The 13,538-nt window shown below is 51.9% G+C and carries 14 protein-coding genes; 1 reads left to right on the top strand and 13 read right to left on the bottom strand.

Annotation, left to right across the window (positions count from 1 at the left end; genetic code table 11):
• Positions 1-2 precede the first annotated feature (2 nt).
• The 8 genes from mrdA to leuS form a co-directional block, all read right to left on the bottom strand.
• Entirely contained in the window at positions 3-1,904 is a 1,902-nt protein-coding gene (gene mrdA / locus EAS44_RS17655) for a peptidoglycan DD-transpeptidase MrdA (protein ID WP_000776191.1), read from the bottom strand.
• 30 nt (positions 1,905-1,934) lie between these two features.
• On the bottom strand, positions 1,935-2,402 hold the full coding sequence (gene rlmH / locus EAS44_RS17650) for a 23S rRNA (pseudouridine(1915)-N(3))-methyltransferase RlmH (RefSeq protein ID WP_000776104.1): 468 nt from the start codon (positions 2,400-2,402) through the stop codon (positions 1,935-1,937).
• A 3-nt stretch (positions 2,403-2,405) separates the two neighbouring features.
• A complete protein-coding gene (gene rsfS / locus EAS44_RS17645; protein ID WP_001161664.1) occupies positions 2,406-2,723 on the bottom strand; it encodes a ribosome silencing factor in 318 nt (105 codons plus the stop codon).
• Between the two features lie 259 nt (positions 2,724-2,982).
• Positions 2,983-3,594 carry an adenosylcobalamin/alpha-ribazole phosphatase gene (cobC, locus tag EAS44_RS17640; protein ID WP_001351014.1) on the bottom strand — a complete coding sequence of 204 codons (612 nt, stop codon included), beginning with the start codon at positions 3,592-3,594 and terminating at the stop codon, positions 2,983-2,985.
• Positions 3,595-3,617: 23 nt separating this feature from the next.
• The gene (nadD, locus tag EAS44_RS17635) at positions 3,618-4,259 is read right to left on the bottom strand and encodes a nicotinate-nucleotide adenylyltransferase (protein ID WP_000838881.1); all 642 of its coding nucleotides are present in this window, start codon (positions 4,257-4,259) and stop codon (positions 3,618-3,620) included.
• A 1-nt stretch (position 4,260) separates the two neighbouring features.
• On the bottom strand, positions 4,261-5,292 hold the full coding sequence (gene holA, locus EAS44_RS17630) for a DNA polymerase III subunit delta (protein WP_000620540.1): 1,032 nt from the start codon (positions 5,290-5,292) through the stop codon (positions 4,261-4,263).
• A complete protein-coding gene (lptE, locus tag EAS44_RS17625; RefSeq protein WP_001269673.1) occupies positions 5,292-5,873 on the bottom strand; it encodes an LPS assembly lipoprotein LptE in 582 nt (193 codons plus the stop codon). Before lptE ends, holA begins: the two co-directional genes overlap by 1 nt.
• Before the next feature lie 14 nt (positions 5,874-5,887).
• Positions 5,888-8,470, bottom strand: a complete 2,583-nt coding sequence (leuS, locus tag EAS44_RS17620; RefSeq protein ID WP_001362899.1) for a leucine--tRNA ligase — start codon at positions 8,468-8,470, stop codon at positions 5,888-5,890.
• A 234-nt stretch (positions 8,471-8,704) separates the two neighbouring features.
• Between leuS and ybeL the strand changes: the two genes are divergently transcribed.
• Complete coding sequence (gene ybeL, locus EAS44_RS17615; RefSeq protein WP_001044880.1) at positions 8,705-9,187, top strand: zinc ribbon-containing protein; 483 nt, start codon at positions 8,705-8,707, stop codon at positions 9,185-9,187.
• Between the two features lie 44 nt (positions 9,188-9,231).
• On the opposite strand, the gene rihA is transcribed toward ybeL, so the two are convergent.
• From rihA to gltI, 5 genes are all read right to left on the bottom strand, one after another.
• Positions 9,232-10,167 (bottom strand): pyrimidine-specific ribonucleoside hydrolase RihA, encoded by a 936-nt coding sequence (gene rihA, locus EAS44_RS17610; RefSeq protein WP_025857003.1) that lies wholly within the window; start codon positions 10,165-10,167, stop codon positions 9,232-9,234.
• A gap of 117 nt (positions 10,168-10,284) precedes the next feature.
• Positions 10,285-11,010, bottom strand: a complete 726-nt coding sequence (gltL, locus tag EAS44_RS17605) for a glutamate/aspartate ABC transporter ATP-binding protein GltL (RefSeq protein WP_000631389.1) — start codon at positions 11,008-11,010, stop codon at positions 10,285-10,287.
• A complete protein-coding gene (gene gltK, locus EAS44_RS17600; RefSeq protein WP_029130968.1) occupies positions 11,010-11,660 on the bottom strand; it encodes a glutamate/aspartate ABC transporter permease GltK in 651 nt (216 codons plus the stop codon). The genes gltL and gltK overlap by 1 nt, the downstream gene beginning before the upstream one ends.
• A gap of 23 nt (positions 11,661-11,683) precedes the next feature.
• The gene (gene gltJ, locus EAS44_RS17595; protein WP_000020941.1) at positions 11,684-12,424 is read right to left on the bottom strand and encodes a glutamate/aspartate ABC transporter permease GltJ; all 741 of its coding nucleotides are present in this window, start codon (positions 12,422-12,424) and stop codon (positions 11,684-11,686) included.
• Positions 12,425-12,593: 169 nt separating this feature from the next.
• Positions 12,594-13,502, bottom strand: coding sequence for a glutamate/aspartate ABC transporter substrate-binding protein GltI (gene gltI / locus EAS44_RS17590; RefSeq protein WP_001298614.1), 909 nt, complete (start codon positions 13,500-13,502; stop codon positions 12,594-12,596).
• Positions 13,503-13,538 lie beyond the last annotated feature (36 nt).

The following is a 13,538-nucleotide window of genomic DNA, read 5'->3' as shown; positions in this document are numbered from 1 at the left end:
GATTAATGGTCCTCCGCTGCGGCAACCGCTGGATTTTCCGCAGGCAGATCGGTGTTGTTATCACCCAGCATAATGTGGTCGAGGATCTGGCGCATCAGCGTACCAACCGCCGGACCCGCGCCACCGTTCTCCAGAATCATGGCGACAGCCACTTGCGGATTGTTGTATGGCGCAAAGGCGGTCATCAGTTTGTGGTCACGTAAACGCTCGGCAATTTTGTGCGCATTATAGGTTTCGTTCGCTTTCAGACCGAAGACCTGAGCGGTACCGGATTTCGCCGCAATTTTGTACGGTGCGCTGGCAAAATATTTATGCGCCGTACCGTTAGGGCGGTTAGCAACACCGTACATACCGTCTTTCGCCAGCTCCCAGTAACCGGAATGAATATCGCCGACGGGCGGTTCATGCGGTTGTACCCATGGCACCTGTTTGCCGTCTTCGGCGGTGCTCATCAGTAAATGCGGAACCTTCACGATACCGTCATTAATCAGGATCATCAGTGCCTTACTCATCTGGATTGGGGTCGCTGTCCAGTAACCCTGACCGATACCAACCGGAATGGTGTCACCCTGATACCACGGTTTTTTAAAGCGTTTCTGTTTCCATTCGCGGGTAGGCATGTTGCCGGAACGTTCTTCCGCCAGGTCGATACCGGTGTAATGACCATAACCGAATTTCCCCATCCATTCGGAGAGGCGATCGATCCCCATATCGTAGGCCACCTGATAGAAGAAGGTATCCGCAGATTCTTCCAGCGATCTTGTGACATTCAGACGCCCGTGGCCCCATTTTTTCCAGTCACGATAACGTTTTTCCGACCCTGGCAGTTGCCACCAGCCGGGGTCAAACAGCGTCGTATTGCGCGTGATCACCCCGGCACTCAATGCCGAAACCGCAACATAGGGTTTAACTGTAGACGCGGGAGGATAAACCCCCTGTGTGGCGCGGTTCACCAGCGGTGTATTCGGGTCGTTCAGCAAGGCGGAATAATCTTTGCTGGAGATACCGTCAACAAACAGGTTTGGGTCATAACTAGGCGTGGAAACCAGCGCCAACACCCCACCTGTACGCGGATCGGTGACTACCACAGCTGCGCGGCTACCCGCCAGCAGCGTTTCAATATATTGCTGGAGTTTGAGATCCAGCGTCAGGTAAATATCGTGTCCGGCTTGCGGTGGTACTTCTTTTAACTGGCGGATAACACGCCCACGGTTGTTAACTTCAACCTCTTCATAACCGGTCTGACCGTGCAGCACGTCTTCATAGTAACGTTCAATGCCCAGCTTACCGATATCATGCGTTGCCGCATAGTTGGCCAGTTTGCCGTCATTATTCAGGCGTTCGACGTCTTTATCGTTGATTTTCGACACATAGCCGATGACGTGGGTCAACGCCGAACCGTAAGGATAGTAACGACGTTTATAGCCTTTAACTTCAACACCCGGAAAACGGTACTGGTTGACGGCAAAGCGAGCTACTTGTACTTCGGTCAGGTTAGTTTTCACCGGAATAGAGGTGAAACGGTGTGAACGTGCGCGCTCTTTTCGGAATGCCGCAATATCATCATCGGTCAGATCAACCACGCTGCGCAAAGCGTCCAGCGTTTGCTGCACGTTATCGACTTTCTCCGGCATCATTTCTATCTGGTAGATAGTGCGGTTGAGAGCCAGAGGGATACCGTTACGGTCGTAGATAATGCCGCGGCTGGGTGCGATAGGCACCAGCTTAATGCGGTTTTCATTAGAGCGGGTCTGGTAGTCGGTAAAGCGAACAATTTGCAGATTATACAGGTTGGCGATAAGCACGCCGGTCAGCAGCAAAATCCCCAAAAAGGCGACCAGCGCCCGGCGCACAAACAGCGCGGACTCTGCCGTATAGTCGCGAAAAGAGTTCTGTAGTTTCATCCGCTGCGTTTTCTACTCAAAGCTCACTTATCACTCACGGTGATAAGGATGGTTGGTGGTGATGCTCCACGCCCGGTACAGACTCTCTGCGACCAGCACGCGAACCAGCGGATGGGGAAGGGTAAGTGCCGACAGCGACCAGCTCTGCTCCGCCGCCGCTTTACAGGCAGGCGACAACCCTTCAGGCCCGCCAATCAGTAGACTGACGTCGCGACCATCCAGCTTCCAGCGTTCCAGCTCAGCGGCTAACTGCGGCGTATCCCAGGGCTTGCCTGGAATATCGAGGGTGACAATGCGGTTTTTGCCTGCGGCCGCCAACATCTGCTCACCCTCTTTGTCGAGTATGCGCTTGATGTCCGCATTCTTGCCGCGTTTTCCGGCCGGAATTTCAATCAGCTCGAAGGGCATATCTTTCGGAAAACGACGCAGGTACTCGGTAAAACCGGTTTGTACCCAGTCCGGCATTTTCGTTCCCACGGCGACAAGTTGCAGCTTCACGCATTAACTCCAGAGTTTTTCCAGTTCATACAGGCGACGGCTCTCTTCCTGCATGACATGGACAATCACATCGCCCAAATCCACGACAATCCAGTCGGCGCTGTTTTCACCTTCTACGCCGAGCGGTAACAGGCCCGCTGCGCGAGACTCCTGCACAACGTGATCAGCAATGGACATAACATGGCGGCTGGACGTACCCGTACAGATGATCATGCAGTCGGTGATGCTGGATTTGCCCTGAACGTCTAAGGCGATGATGTCCTGACCTTTGAGGTCATCAATTTTGTCGATAACAAAATCCTGGAGTGCTTTACCCTGCAAGTTTTCCCCCTGGGTGAATCAAATAGATAAAAATGGTCTGTCAGTATACCTGAACCAGAGGCGATTTCGGGACAATTGTCGCCGAATCGGCTTTCGAAAGTGGGCTATCATCCCACCCCGCGCCGCAGATTGCATCGCCATTTTTGTAAAACAATTTCTACAAAGTCGTGTCTGGCGGAAAAAGTCTGGCTGCGGAGAATATCAGCCTGCCCGGGGCTGTCAATGGTCGTTGCGGCTTACCCGTAAAAAAACAGAAAAGTCATGCATTCTCGACCCCGATGGCACGGCTATTGAGGACGCGTAGCGTCGCGAATTTTTGGTTGATATCAATGGCGCTCCAACACCCCTGGTCAACGCGGAAATGCCACATAGACTCGGCAGGCATGCCAATTAAACGAGCAATTAACAGACTCAGTACGCCCTGATGGCTGACGACTAAAATATTCTGATAGTGCTGATATTCACTAAGCCTTGCGATAAATCGTTCCACACGTTGCGAAAATGCCTGAAATCCTTCACCGTTCGTGGGGATAGCATGCTGCCAGTCATTGCACCACGCGCTATAGTTTTCGGCATCTTCTTGCATGAGGTCACGATGATGTCGCATCTCCCAGTCGCCAAAAAACATTTCATTGAGTTCAGGGATGATATGAACGGGGTGCTGGCGGTCACTAAGAACCAGTCGCGCGGTATGCTGTGCCCGTTCCAGTTCACTGCATAAAACCAGGTCAAAGGAAACATCATGTAGCAGCGTATGCAGATTTTGCGCTTGCTCAATACCGCGCGCGGTCAGGGGTGTGGGCGCATGACCGCTGTACAGACCATCGACATTCGCTTGCGTTTCACCATGACGAATTAACCACAGTCGCATCATGCCCTCCGTAACGACAGGTATCAGCGATACAAGCCTTGTTGGTTAATGTAAGTCAGTACCGGTTCCGGTAATAAATCCTCACACGATTCACCATTTTGCAAACGTTCGCGGATGATGGTCGCCGAGATGTTAAACCACGGCGTTTCAGCCAGATAAATTTTACCGGCAGGCTGAAGGTGAAGATCTTCCGGGTTATGTGTCAAATGATCCTCCAGCCATTGCTGATATTGTGGTTGTGCCATTTCAAGTGGGTAACCAGGACGCCGACAGACGATCAAATGTGCATTGTCGAGTATCGTTTCGTATTCGTACCAGGTCGGAAAGGTCAGCAATGAATCCTGACCAATAATAAACGCCAGCGGCACGTCCGGTCCTTGCTCCTGCCGCCACTCTTTCAGTGTTTGCGCAGTGTAAGAGGGGGCATTGCGCTTTAGCTCGCGTTCATCAAGAGTAAATAATGGCTTGTCGGCAATCGCCAGTTCAAGCATGTGTTTACGCTGCATGCTGTTTGCTTCCGGCTGGGGACGATGCGGAGGAACATTATTAGGGATGATTGTGACCCGCGTCAGACCAATCAAATTCGCCAGCGTTTCCACGGGTTTAAGATGACCATAGTGCACCGGATCAAAGGTGCCGCCAAACAGAGCCTGTAAAGATTTCATATCAACCGTCGATAAATACGTCCGCCAGGGGTTTATGGCACAACAGAAGAGATAACCCTTCAAGCTCTGCCCACACTGACTGACCGTAATCTTGTTTGAGGGTGAGTTCCGTTCGTGTCAGGAGTTGCACGGCCTGACGTAACTGCGACTGGCTTAAGCGATTTAACGCCTCGCTCATCATGCCCCTGCGGTTCTGCCATACCCGATGCTTATCAAACAACGCACGCAGTGGCGTATGGGCAGACTGGCGTTTCAGGTTAACCAGTAACAACAGTTCACGTTGTAATGTGCGCAACAAAATAACCGGTTCGCTGCCTTCCAGACGCAGTTGCTGAAGAATATGCAACGCGCGCTTACTTTTTCCCATCAACAAAGCATCAACCCAATGAAAAGGGGTGAAATGCGCGGCATCATTCACCGCCTGTTCAACGCGCGGTAATGTCAGTTTGCCGTCCGGCCAGAGTAGCGATAAACGCTCCAGTGCCTGGGCCAGCGCCAGCAGGTTACCTTCATAACAGTAGCAGAGCACCTGATTTGCAGCGTCATCCAGTTCTAAGTTGAGCTGTTTTGCGCGCGCAGCAACCCAGCGGGGCAGCTGAGCCTGCTCCGGTGTCTGACAGGTCACCTGCACGCTGCGATTCGCAAGAGCAGTAAACCAGGCGGCATTTTCTTGCGCTTTGCTTAATTTATTACCGCGGACGATCAACAGCAGGTCGTCATGCAGAAGTCCGGTGAGTGTGAGAAGTTGTTCATTGATCGCCGCATTCGGTCCGTTTTCGGGTAACAACAGCAATAGCGTTTGTCGACTGGCAAACAGGCTCATGGCCTGGCATAACGAAAAAATCGCATTCCAGTCGGTGTTGGGATCAATGGAAAAAGTGTGGTGTTCTTCGAACCCTTGCGCCGCAGCGACCTGACGAACAGCGTCCTGGCTTTCCTGCAATAACAGAGGATCGTTACCAAGTAAAAGATACGCCGCGCGCAGCCCTTCATTGAGCTGCGCGCGGAGTTGTTCCGGGTACAACCGAATCATCAGTTACCCAGCGTGGTGGAGACGCGTGCAGGCGTTGCCGGAGTATCCGTTGTGGTCGACGTCTGTTCTTCGTCGGAACGAATATCCGCAGCACGGATGCTTGGCAGCTTACGAATCAGCTGTTCGGCAGCACGGTCGTACATCTCTTTTACGATCATGTCTTGTTCGTTATCTTTCGCTAACGCCATTTGCGGGTTATCGAAGAACGAACGGAAGACTTTGGCGCTAATCGGGTAGATATCACGGCCGGGGATCAACACGGTCGCATTCACCGTCATGATCATCTGATACTCTGCTGTTTGACCGTTACGGAATACCGATGCGGTATCTTTCGCGATGCTCACTTTACCCAAACGCAGGGATGGAACGTCCTTACGCGTGGTTTCTTTATCAAGCAACTCGACACCATTCAGACGTAACTGATTACGCACCGCACGGCTTAATGGCCCGTTCGGATCGCCTGAGTCCAGGATCATGACTTTCATAGTGGAAGGAACCTGCGTGGTGTCACGCAGATGCCAGCCACACCCGGCGGTGATTAACACCGCCAGAGATAACAACAATGTTGCCAGATATCGCACGCTTCCTCCCGCGCTTAGCCAACGACCAGATTGAGGAGTTTACCTGGTACGTAAATCACTTTACGTACAGTAACGCCATCAAGATATTTTGCTACCAGATGTTCCTGGCCAGCACGTTCGCGAACCTGTTCTTCCGTTGCGTCCACCGGAACGGTGATTTTTGCACGGACTTTACCGTTAACCTGCACCACGACCAGCGTGGAGTCTTCCACCATCGCTTTTTCGTCAGCAACCGGCCACGGCGCGTTGTCGATATCGCCTTCGCCTTTCAGTTCCTGCCACAGCGTGAAGCAGATGTGCGGGGTGAACGGGTTAAGCATACGGACTACCGCCAGCAGCGCTTCCTGCATCAGGGCGCGATCCTGCTCGCCATCGGTCGGTGCTTTCGCCAGTTTGTTCATCAGCTCCATAATCGCCGCAATTGCGGTGTTGAAGGTCTGACGACGGCCGATATCATCGGTTACTTTAGCGATAGTTTTATGCACATCGCGACGCAGCGCTTTCTGATCTTCAGTCAGCGCATCGACGTTCAGTGCCGCAACATCACCTTTTGCTGTATGCTCGTACACCAGTTTCCAGACACGTTTCAGGAAGCGGTTAGCCCCTTCCACGCCGGACTCCTGCCATTCGAGAGTCATATCAGCCGGAGAAGCAAACATCATAAACAGACGAACGGTGTCCGCGCCGTAACGTTCAACCATCACCTGCGGGTCGATACCGTTGTTCTTCGACTTGGACATTTTGCTCATGCCGGTATAAACCAGTTCATGGCCTGCCGCATCTTTCGCTTTCACGATACGGCCTTTCTCGTCACGTTCAACGATAGCATCAACCGGGGAAACCCAGTTACGTTCGCCGTTTTCACCAACATAGTAGAAGGCATCTGCCAGCACCATACCCTGACACAGCAACTGTTTCGCTGGTTCGTCAGAGTTCACCATGCCTGCATCACGCATCAGTTTGTGGAAGAAGCGGAAGTAGAGCAGGTGCATAATGGCGTGTTCGATACCACCAATGTAAATATCCACCGGCAGCCAGTAGTTAGCCGCTTTGGAATCCAGCATACCTTCTTTGTACTCCGGGCAAGTGTAGCGCGCATAGTACCAGGAGGACTCCATAAAGGTGTCGAAAGTGTCGGTTTCACGCAGTGCTGGCATACCGTTAACGGTAGTTTTTGCCCATTCCGGATCTGCTTTAATCGGGCTGGTAATGCCGTCCATCACCACATCTTCCGGCAGGATCACCGGCAGCTGGTCGTCCGGGGTCGGCATTACGGTACCGTCTTCCAGCGTCACCATCGGAATCGGCGCGCCCCAGTAACGCTGACGAGAAACACCCCAGTCGCGCAGGCGGTAGTTCACTTTACGCTCGCCAACGCCCATTTCAGTCAGTTTGTCGGCAATGGCGTTGAAGGCCGCTTCATGGTCAAGACCATTAAACTCGCCAGAGTTGAACAGCACGCCTTTTTCAGTCAGGGCTTGCTGAGAAAGATCTGGCTCAGAGCCGTCAGCTGCCAGGATAACCGGTTTGATGTTCAGGCCGTATTTAGAGGCAAACTCGTAGTCGCGCTGGTCGTGACCCGGAACCGCCATAACTGCGCCCGTGCCGTATTCCATCAATACGAAGTTTGCTGCCCAAACGGGAATTTCTTCGCCCGTTAATGGGTGAACCGCTTTAAAGCCAGTATCGACGCCTTTTTTCTCCATCGTCGCCATTTCAGCTTCGGCAACTTTGGTGTTACGGCATTCGTCAATAAAGGCGGCCAGTTCAGGATTATTTTCCGCCGCTTTCTGTGCCAGCGGATGACCCGCAGCCACCGCCAGGTAGGTACAACCCATAAAGGTGTCCGGGCGGGTAGTGTAAACGGTCAGCGTGTTGTCATAGTCCTTAACGTTGAAGGTGATTTCCACGCCTTCGGAACGACCGATCCAGTTACGCTGCATTGTTTTAACGGTGTCTGGCCAGTGATCCAGTTTATCCAGATCGTTGAGCAGCTCGTCAGCGTAAGCAGTGATTTTGATAAACCACTGCGGGATCTCTTTACGCTCAACTTTGGTATCGCAGCGCCAGCAGCAGCCGTCGATAACTTGTTCGTTCGCCAGTACGGTCTGGTCGTTCGGGCACCAGTTGACCGCAGAAGTCTTCTTATATACCAGGCCTTTTTTATACAGTTCGGTGAAGAATTTCTGTTCCCAACGGTAGTATTCCGGCGTACAGGTCGCCAGCTCGCGGCTCCAGTCATAACCAAAGCCCAGCATTTTGAGCTGGTTTTTCATATACGCGATGTTGTCGTACGTCCACGGTGCTGGCGCGGTGTTGTTTTTCACCGCCGCGCCTTCCGCAGGCAGACCAAATGCGTCCCAGCCGATTGGCTGCAGGACGTTTTTGCCCAGCATACGCTGGTAGCGGGCGATCACGTCACCGATGGTGTAGTTGCGAACGTGGCCCATGTGTAGTCGACCAGAAGGATAGGGAAGCATAGACAGGCAGTAATACTTCTCTTTGCTCTCGTCTTCGGTTACTTCAAATGTGCGCTTCTCATCCCAGTGAAGCTGTACTTTGGATTCTATCTCTTCCGGGCGGTATTGCTCTTGCATGGCAGCCAGTGGTCCTGTTTTCAATACGGCTACAAATGTAGCGTTGATGTGGTTTTTCAGATCCGCATAGCATAGCCCAAACGCCCGCGTCAAAACAGCCTTTCGCGCACTCGACGTTGAAATGATGCCCGGATTATTCATACATTAATTTACAGAGTTTGTGGGCGTATTAGCAAAGCAAGGAACAAAGAACGTCTATTATTATAGTCAGTTAACGACCCGGGAGATGAAACGATGAACAAGGTTGCTCAATATTACCGTGAACTGGTCGCGTCATTGAGCGAACGCCTGCGCAATGGCGAACGTGATATCGACGCACTGGTGGAACAGGCGCGCGAGCGCGTAATAAAAACAGGGGAGTTAACGCGAACCGAGGTCGATGAGCTGACGCGAGCTGTCAGACGTGACCTGGAAGAGTTCGCCATGAGCTATGAAGAGAGCCTGAAAGAAGAGTCTGACAGCGTCTTTATGCGGGTGATTAAAGAAAGCTTGTGGCAGGAGCTGGCAGACATCACCGATAAAACGCAGCTTGAATGGCGCGAAGTTTTCCAGGACCTCAATCATCACGGGGTTTATCACAGCGGAGAAGTGGTAGGGCTGGGAAATCTGGTCTGCGAGAAATGTCACTTCCATCTCCCGATCTATACACCGGAAGTGCTGACGCTATGCCCGAAATGTGGTCATGATCAGTTCCAGAGACGCCCGTTCGAGCCGTAATGAAATGAGTGGCGCCGGATGGCGTGATGTCATCCGGCGAGTGATTAAGCGTAAAATTTCAGACGATCAGCCAGTAAATCAACAAAGCCCTGACGATCAACATCGACCATTACGGTGGCATTCGGTTTATTGCCAGTCAGATAATAATAATCAACAACCGTCATACCCTGGGTATATTTCCCTTGTGTTTCCACGCCAACCCAGCGCTCAACAGTGGTAAACAACTCCGGTTTCAACAGCCAGGCGATGGTGCATGGGTCATGCAGTGGTGCGCCGACAAAGCCCCATTTTTCGTCTTTATGATATTCGAGGAAGAAATCCAGCAGTTCGGCAACAATGGTTGAAACAGGGTTGCCAATCGCGCGGAAACGCTCAGTGTCTTCAACGTGGATTTGTGCTTTGTGAGTAACATCCAGACCGGCCATCACCACCGGAATTCCTGACTGGAAGACAATTTCTGCCGCTTCCGGGTCAACGTAAATATTAAATTCAGCCGCAGGCGTCCAGTTACCAAGCCCCATTGCGCCGCCCATAATCACGATACGGGCAATTTTGCTATGCAGTTCCGGGTGGCTATTGAGCAGCAAGGCAACGTTAGTTTGCGGTCCGGTAGAAACAATGGTGACAGGTTCCTCACTTTCACGCACCGTTTTCGCCATCAGCTCCACCGCCGTACAGTTTTGCGGTGCGAACGTCGGTTCCGGTAATGCCGGGCCGTCGAGACCGCTTTCGCCGTGCACGTTGTCCGCAATAATCAAATTACGCATTAACGGTTTTACCGCACCGCTTGCTACCGGAATATCGGTGCGATTAAGCAAGGTCAGCATACGCAGAACATTGCGTAAGGTTTTTTCTGGTGTCTGGTTTCCGGCGGAAGACGTAATTGCTTTGACATCAAGCTCTGGTGAGGCGAGGGCGAGAACGATTGCGATAGCGTCGTCATGACCTGGGTCGCAATCTAACAGAATTGGCAGTGCCATTGTTGCTCCTTGTTGTGTGTTTCTTTGCGACAAGGGTAACGCCGGGATGTAACAGATACGAGGGACGAAACGAGAAAGCGTGAGATGGCGCGCAATTGAGTATGCGCGCCAGAGTGATTAATGCAGGATTTTTGCGAGGAAGTCTTTTGCGCGGTCCGATTTCGGATCATCGAAGAAAGCGTCTTTCGGCGAGTCTTCGACAATTTTACCCTCGTCCATAAAGATCACCCGATTCGCCACTTTACGGGCAAAGCCCATTTCGTGGGTCACCACCATCATCGTCATTCCTTCGTTCGCCAGTTCGACCATCACGTCCAGCACTTCGTTGATCATCTCCGGATCCAGCGCCGACGTTGGTTCGTCGAACAGCATGGCAATAGGATCCATGCACAATGCGCGAGCGATCGCCACACGCTGCTGCTGGCCGCCGGAAAGCTGCGCCGGAAACTTATTGGCATGTGCGGAAAGCCCGACGCGCTCCAGCAATTTCAATGCTTTTTCACGAGCCGGCGCTTTATTGCGTTTAAGCACTTTCACCTGCGCCAGGGTCAGGTTTTCGATAATCGACAGATGGGGGAACAGCTCGAAATGCTGAAACACCATCCCGACGCGGGAACGCAGTTTCGCCAGATCGGTTTTCTTGTCGTTAACCACGATGCCATCGACGGTGATTTCACCTTGCTGCACCGGTTCGAGGCCGTTGACGGTTTTAATCAGCGTTGATTTGCCTGAACCAGACGGGCCGCAAACCACCACCACTTCGCCTTTTTTCACTTCGGTTGAGCAGTCGGTCAGCACCTGAAAGTGACCATACCATTTTGAAACATTTTTCAGGGTAATCATTATGCTGTCCTTCTTTTCAAGTAGCTGACCAACAACGACGCGCTAAGGCTAATAACGAAATAAACAAATCCGGCAAACAGGATCATCTCAACCTGCGTACCATCACGCTCACCAATGGTTGAGGCGGTACGGAAGAAATCGGCCAGAGATAACACATACACCAGTGAGGTATCCTGAAACAGTACGATGCCCTGAGTGAGCAACAGCGGCACCATCGCGCGGAACGCCTGCGGCAGAATAATCAGTTTCATCGACTGCCAGTGAGTCATTCCCAACGCCAGCGCGGCGCTCGACTGACCACGAGAAATACTTTGAATACCAGCACGGATAATCTCTGAATAGTAGGCCGCTTCAAACATCGAAAACGCCACCATCGCCGAAATTAAACGGATATCATTTTTGGGTGATAATCCCAGCACGTTTTGCAGAAAACCCGGTACGATCAGGTAAAACCACAGCAAAACCATAACTAAAGGAATCGAGCGGAATACGTTAACGTAGGCTTTGGCAAACCACGCTACGGGCGCAAAGCTGGACAAGCGCATCACCGCCAGCATGGTGCCCCACAAAATACCAATCACCACTGCCGTGACGGTGATTTTCAGCGTGATCACCAGCCCGTCGAGCAGATATGGCAGGGAAGGAACAATGGAACTCTAGTCAAACTCGTACATTATTTGCCCCCCATGTTGCCGGGCAGGCGAACTTTACGTTCAACCAGCGTCATCACCAGCATGATAAAAGCGTTAATCAATACATACGCCAGCGTAATGGCGGTAAACGACTCCCAGGCGTGGGCCGAGTAATCGAGCAATTTACCCGCCTGCGCCGCCATATCCACCAGACCGATAGTCGAGGCGATGGCGGAGTTTTTCACCAGGTTCATCATCTCTGAGGTCATCGGCGGGACGATAACGCGATAAGCATTAGGCAGCAGTACGTAGCGGTAGGCCTGCGGTAGCGTCAGACCCATCGCCAGCGCGGCATTTTTTTGCCCACGCGGCAGCGACTGAATAGCTGCGCGTACCTGTTCGCAAACACGGGCGGCGGTAAACAGCCCCAGGCAGAGCATGGATGAAAGGAAAAACTGAATATTGGGATCCAGCTCTGCCTTAAACCACATGCCGATTTTCTCTGGCAGCAGCTCCGGGATCACCAGGTACCAGGTAAAGAATTGCACAATCAACGGCACGTTGCGGAACAGTTCGACATACAACGTACCCAGACCGGAGAGAAAACGGTTTGGAACGGTACGTAAAATGCCGAAAAATGAACCGACGAGGAAAGCGATAATCCAGGCGCAGATCGACAAAGCGATCGTCACCTGAAAACCACTCCAGATCCAACCAAGATAGGTGGTGTTGCCGAACGGGGCTTGTTGTAAAAAAATACCCCAGTTCCAGTCTATAGACATAAATCTACTCCAGAAAAAAGAGGGTAGCAGCGTTAACTGCTACCCTCGAAGATTGTTACCCAGCGTATTGCGGTTTTCAGGCCCGATGGGGAACGACCACCAGGCGTATAGTCTGTCCGTGCTACGTAACAATCGAGAGGGCTGGAATTTCCGCCCCTGGTTCTTGTAATTAGTTCAGTGCCTTGTCATTCGGTTCTTTGAACAGTGCTTTCATTTCGTCTGACAGTTCGAAATTCATGTTCAGGTTTTTCGGCGGAATTGGGTTTTTGAACCATTTATCAAACCATTTTTCCGCTTCACCGGAGGTCTGCACCTGAGCGATAGTGTCATCCATCAGCTTTTTGAACTGCGGATCGTCTTTACGCAACATGCAACCGTAGGCTTCCTGAGACTGCGGCTTGCCGACGATTTCCCAGTTGTCTGGTTTCTTCGCTTTCGCACGTTCACCGGCCAGCAGGGCATCATCCATCATAAAGGCAACGGCACGACCGCTTTCCAGGGTGCGGAAAGAGTCACCGTGATCTTTGGCGCTGATGATGCGCATATTCATTTTTTGCTCTTCATTCAGTTTGTTGAGCAAAACTTCAGAGGTAGTGCCGGAAGTGACGACTACGGCTTTGCCTTTCAGGTCGGCAAAATCTTTGATATCGCCGCCCTTTTTGGTCAGCAGGCGCGTACCGACCACGAAAATAGTGTCAGAGAAAGCCGCCTGTTTTTGGCGTTCGGCATTGTTGGTGGTAGAACCGCATTCAAAATCGAAAGTGCCGTTTTGCAGCAGTGGAATACGGTTTTGTGAGGTGATCGGAATCAATTTCACCTGTAAGTCTGGTTTGTTGAGTTTCTTTTTCACTGCTTCAACAATGGCGTTGGAGTAATCCTGCGAGTAGCCCACCACTTTTTGCTGATTGTCGTAATAAGAGAAAGGTACTGAAGATTCACGGTGACCGACGACAATCACGCCGTTTTTGGCGATTTTGTCCAGCGTGCTGCCTGCTGCCGGGGCGGCGTCATCTGCCTGTGCCAGTCCTGCGGAAAGCGCCAGGGCCAGGATTGCTGTGGCAGGTTTACGTAATTGCATATCCAACTCCTTTATCTTCTGCGTTAAAAACGCATG

Source organism: Escherichia coli DSM 30083 = JCM 1649 = ATCC 11775 (assembly GCF_003697165.2).
GTDB lineage: Bacteria > Pseudomonadota > Gammaproteobacteria > Enterobacterales > Enterobacteriaceae > Escherichia > Escherichia coli.
Note: the sequence above shows the minus strand (reverse complement) of the source record. Positions and strands in the feature narration are given on the sequence as shown.

Excerpts from the sequence above, each read along its gene's own strand:
- mrdA (WP_000776191.1), bottom strand. The coding sequence starts at position 1,904 with ATGAAACTACAGAACTCTTTTCGCGACTATACGGCAGAGTCCGCGCTG.
- cobC (WP_001351014.1), bottom strand. The coding sequence starts at position 3,594 with ATGCGACTGTGGTTAATTCGTCATGGTGAAACGCAAGCGAATGTCGAT.
- nadD (WP_000838881.1), bottom strand. The coding sequence starts at position 4,259 with ATGAAATCTTTACAGGCTCTGTTTGGCGGCACCTTTGATCCGGTGCAC.
- holA (WP_000620540.1), bottom strand. The coding sequence starts at position 5,292 with ATGATTCGGTTGTACCCGGAACAACTCCGCGCGCAGCTCAATGAAGGG.
- leuS (WP_001362899.1), bottom strand. The coding sequence starts at position 8,470 with ATGCAAGAGCAATACCGCCCGGAAGAGATAGAATCCAAAGTACAGCTT.
- ybeL (WP_001044880.1), top strand. The coding sequence starts at position 8,705 with ATGAACAAGGTTGCTCAATATTACCGTGAACTGGTCGCGTCATTGAGC.
- rihA (WP_025857003.1), bottom strand. The coding sequence starts at position 10,167 with ATGGCACTGCCAATTCTGTTAGATTGCGACCCAGGTCATGACGACGCT.
- gltL (WP_000631389.1), bottom strand. The coding sequence starts at position 11,010 with ATGATTACCCTGAAAAATGTTTCAAAATGGTATGGTCACTTTCAGGTG.
- gltJ (WP_000020941.1), bottom strand. The coding sequence starts at position 12,424 with ATGTCTATAGACTGGAACTGGGGTATTTTTTTACAACAAGCCCCGTTC.
- gltI (WP_001298614.1), bottom strand. The coding sequence starts at position 13,502 with ATGCAATTACGTAAACCTGCCACAGCAATCCTGGCCCTGGCGCTTTCC.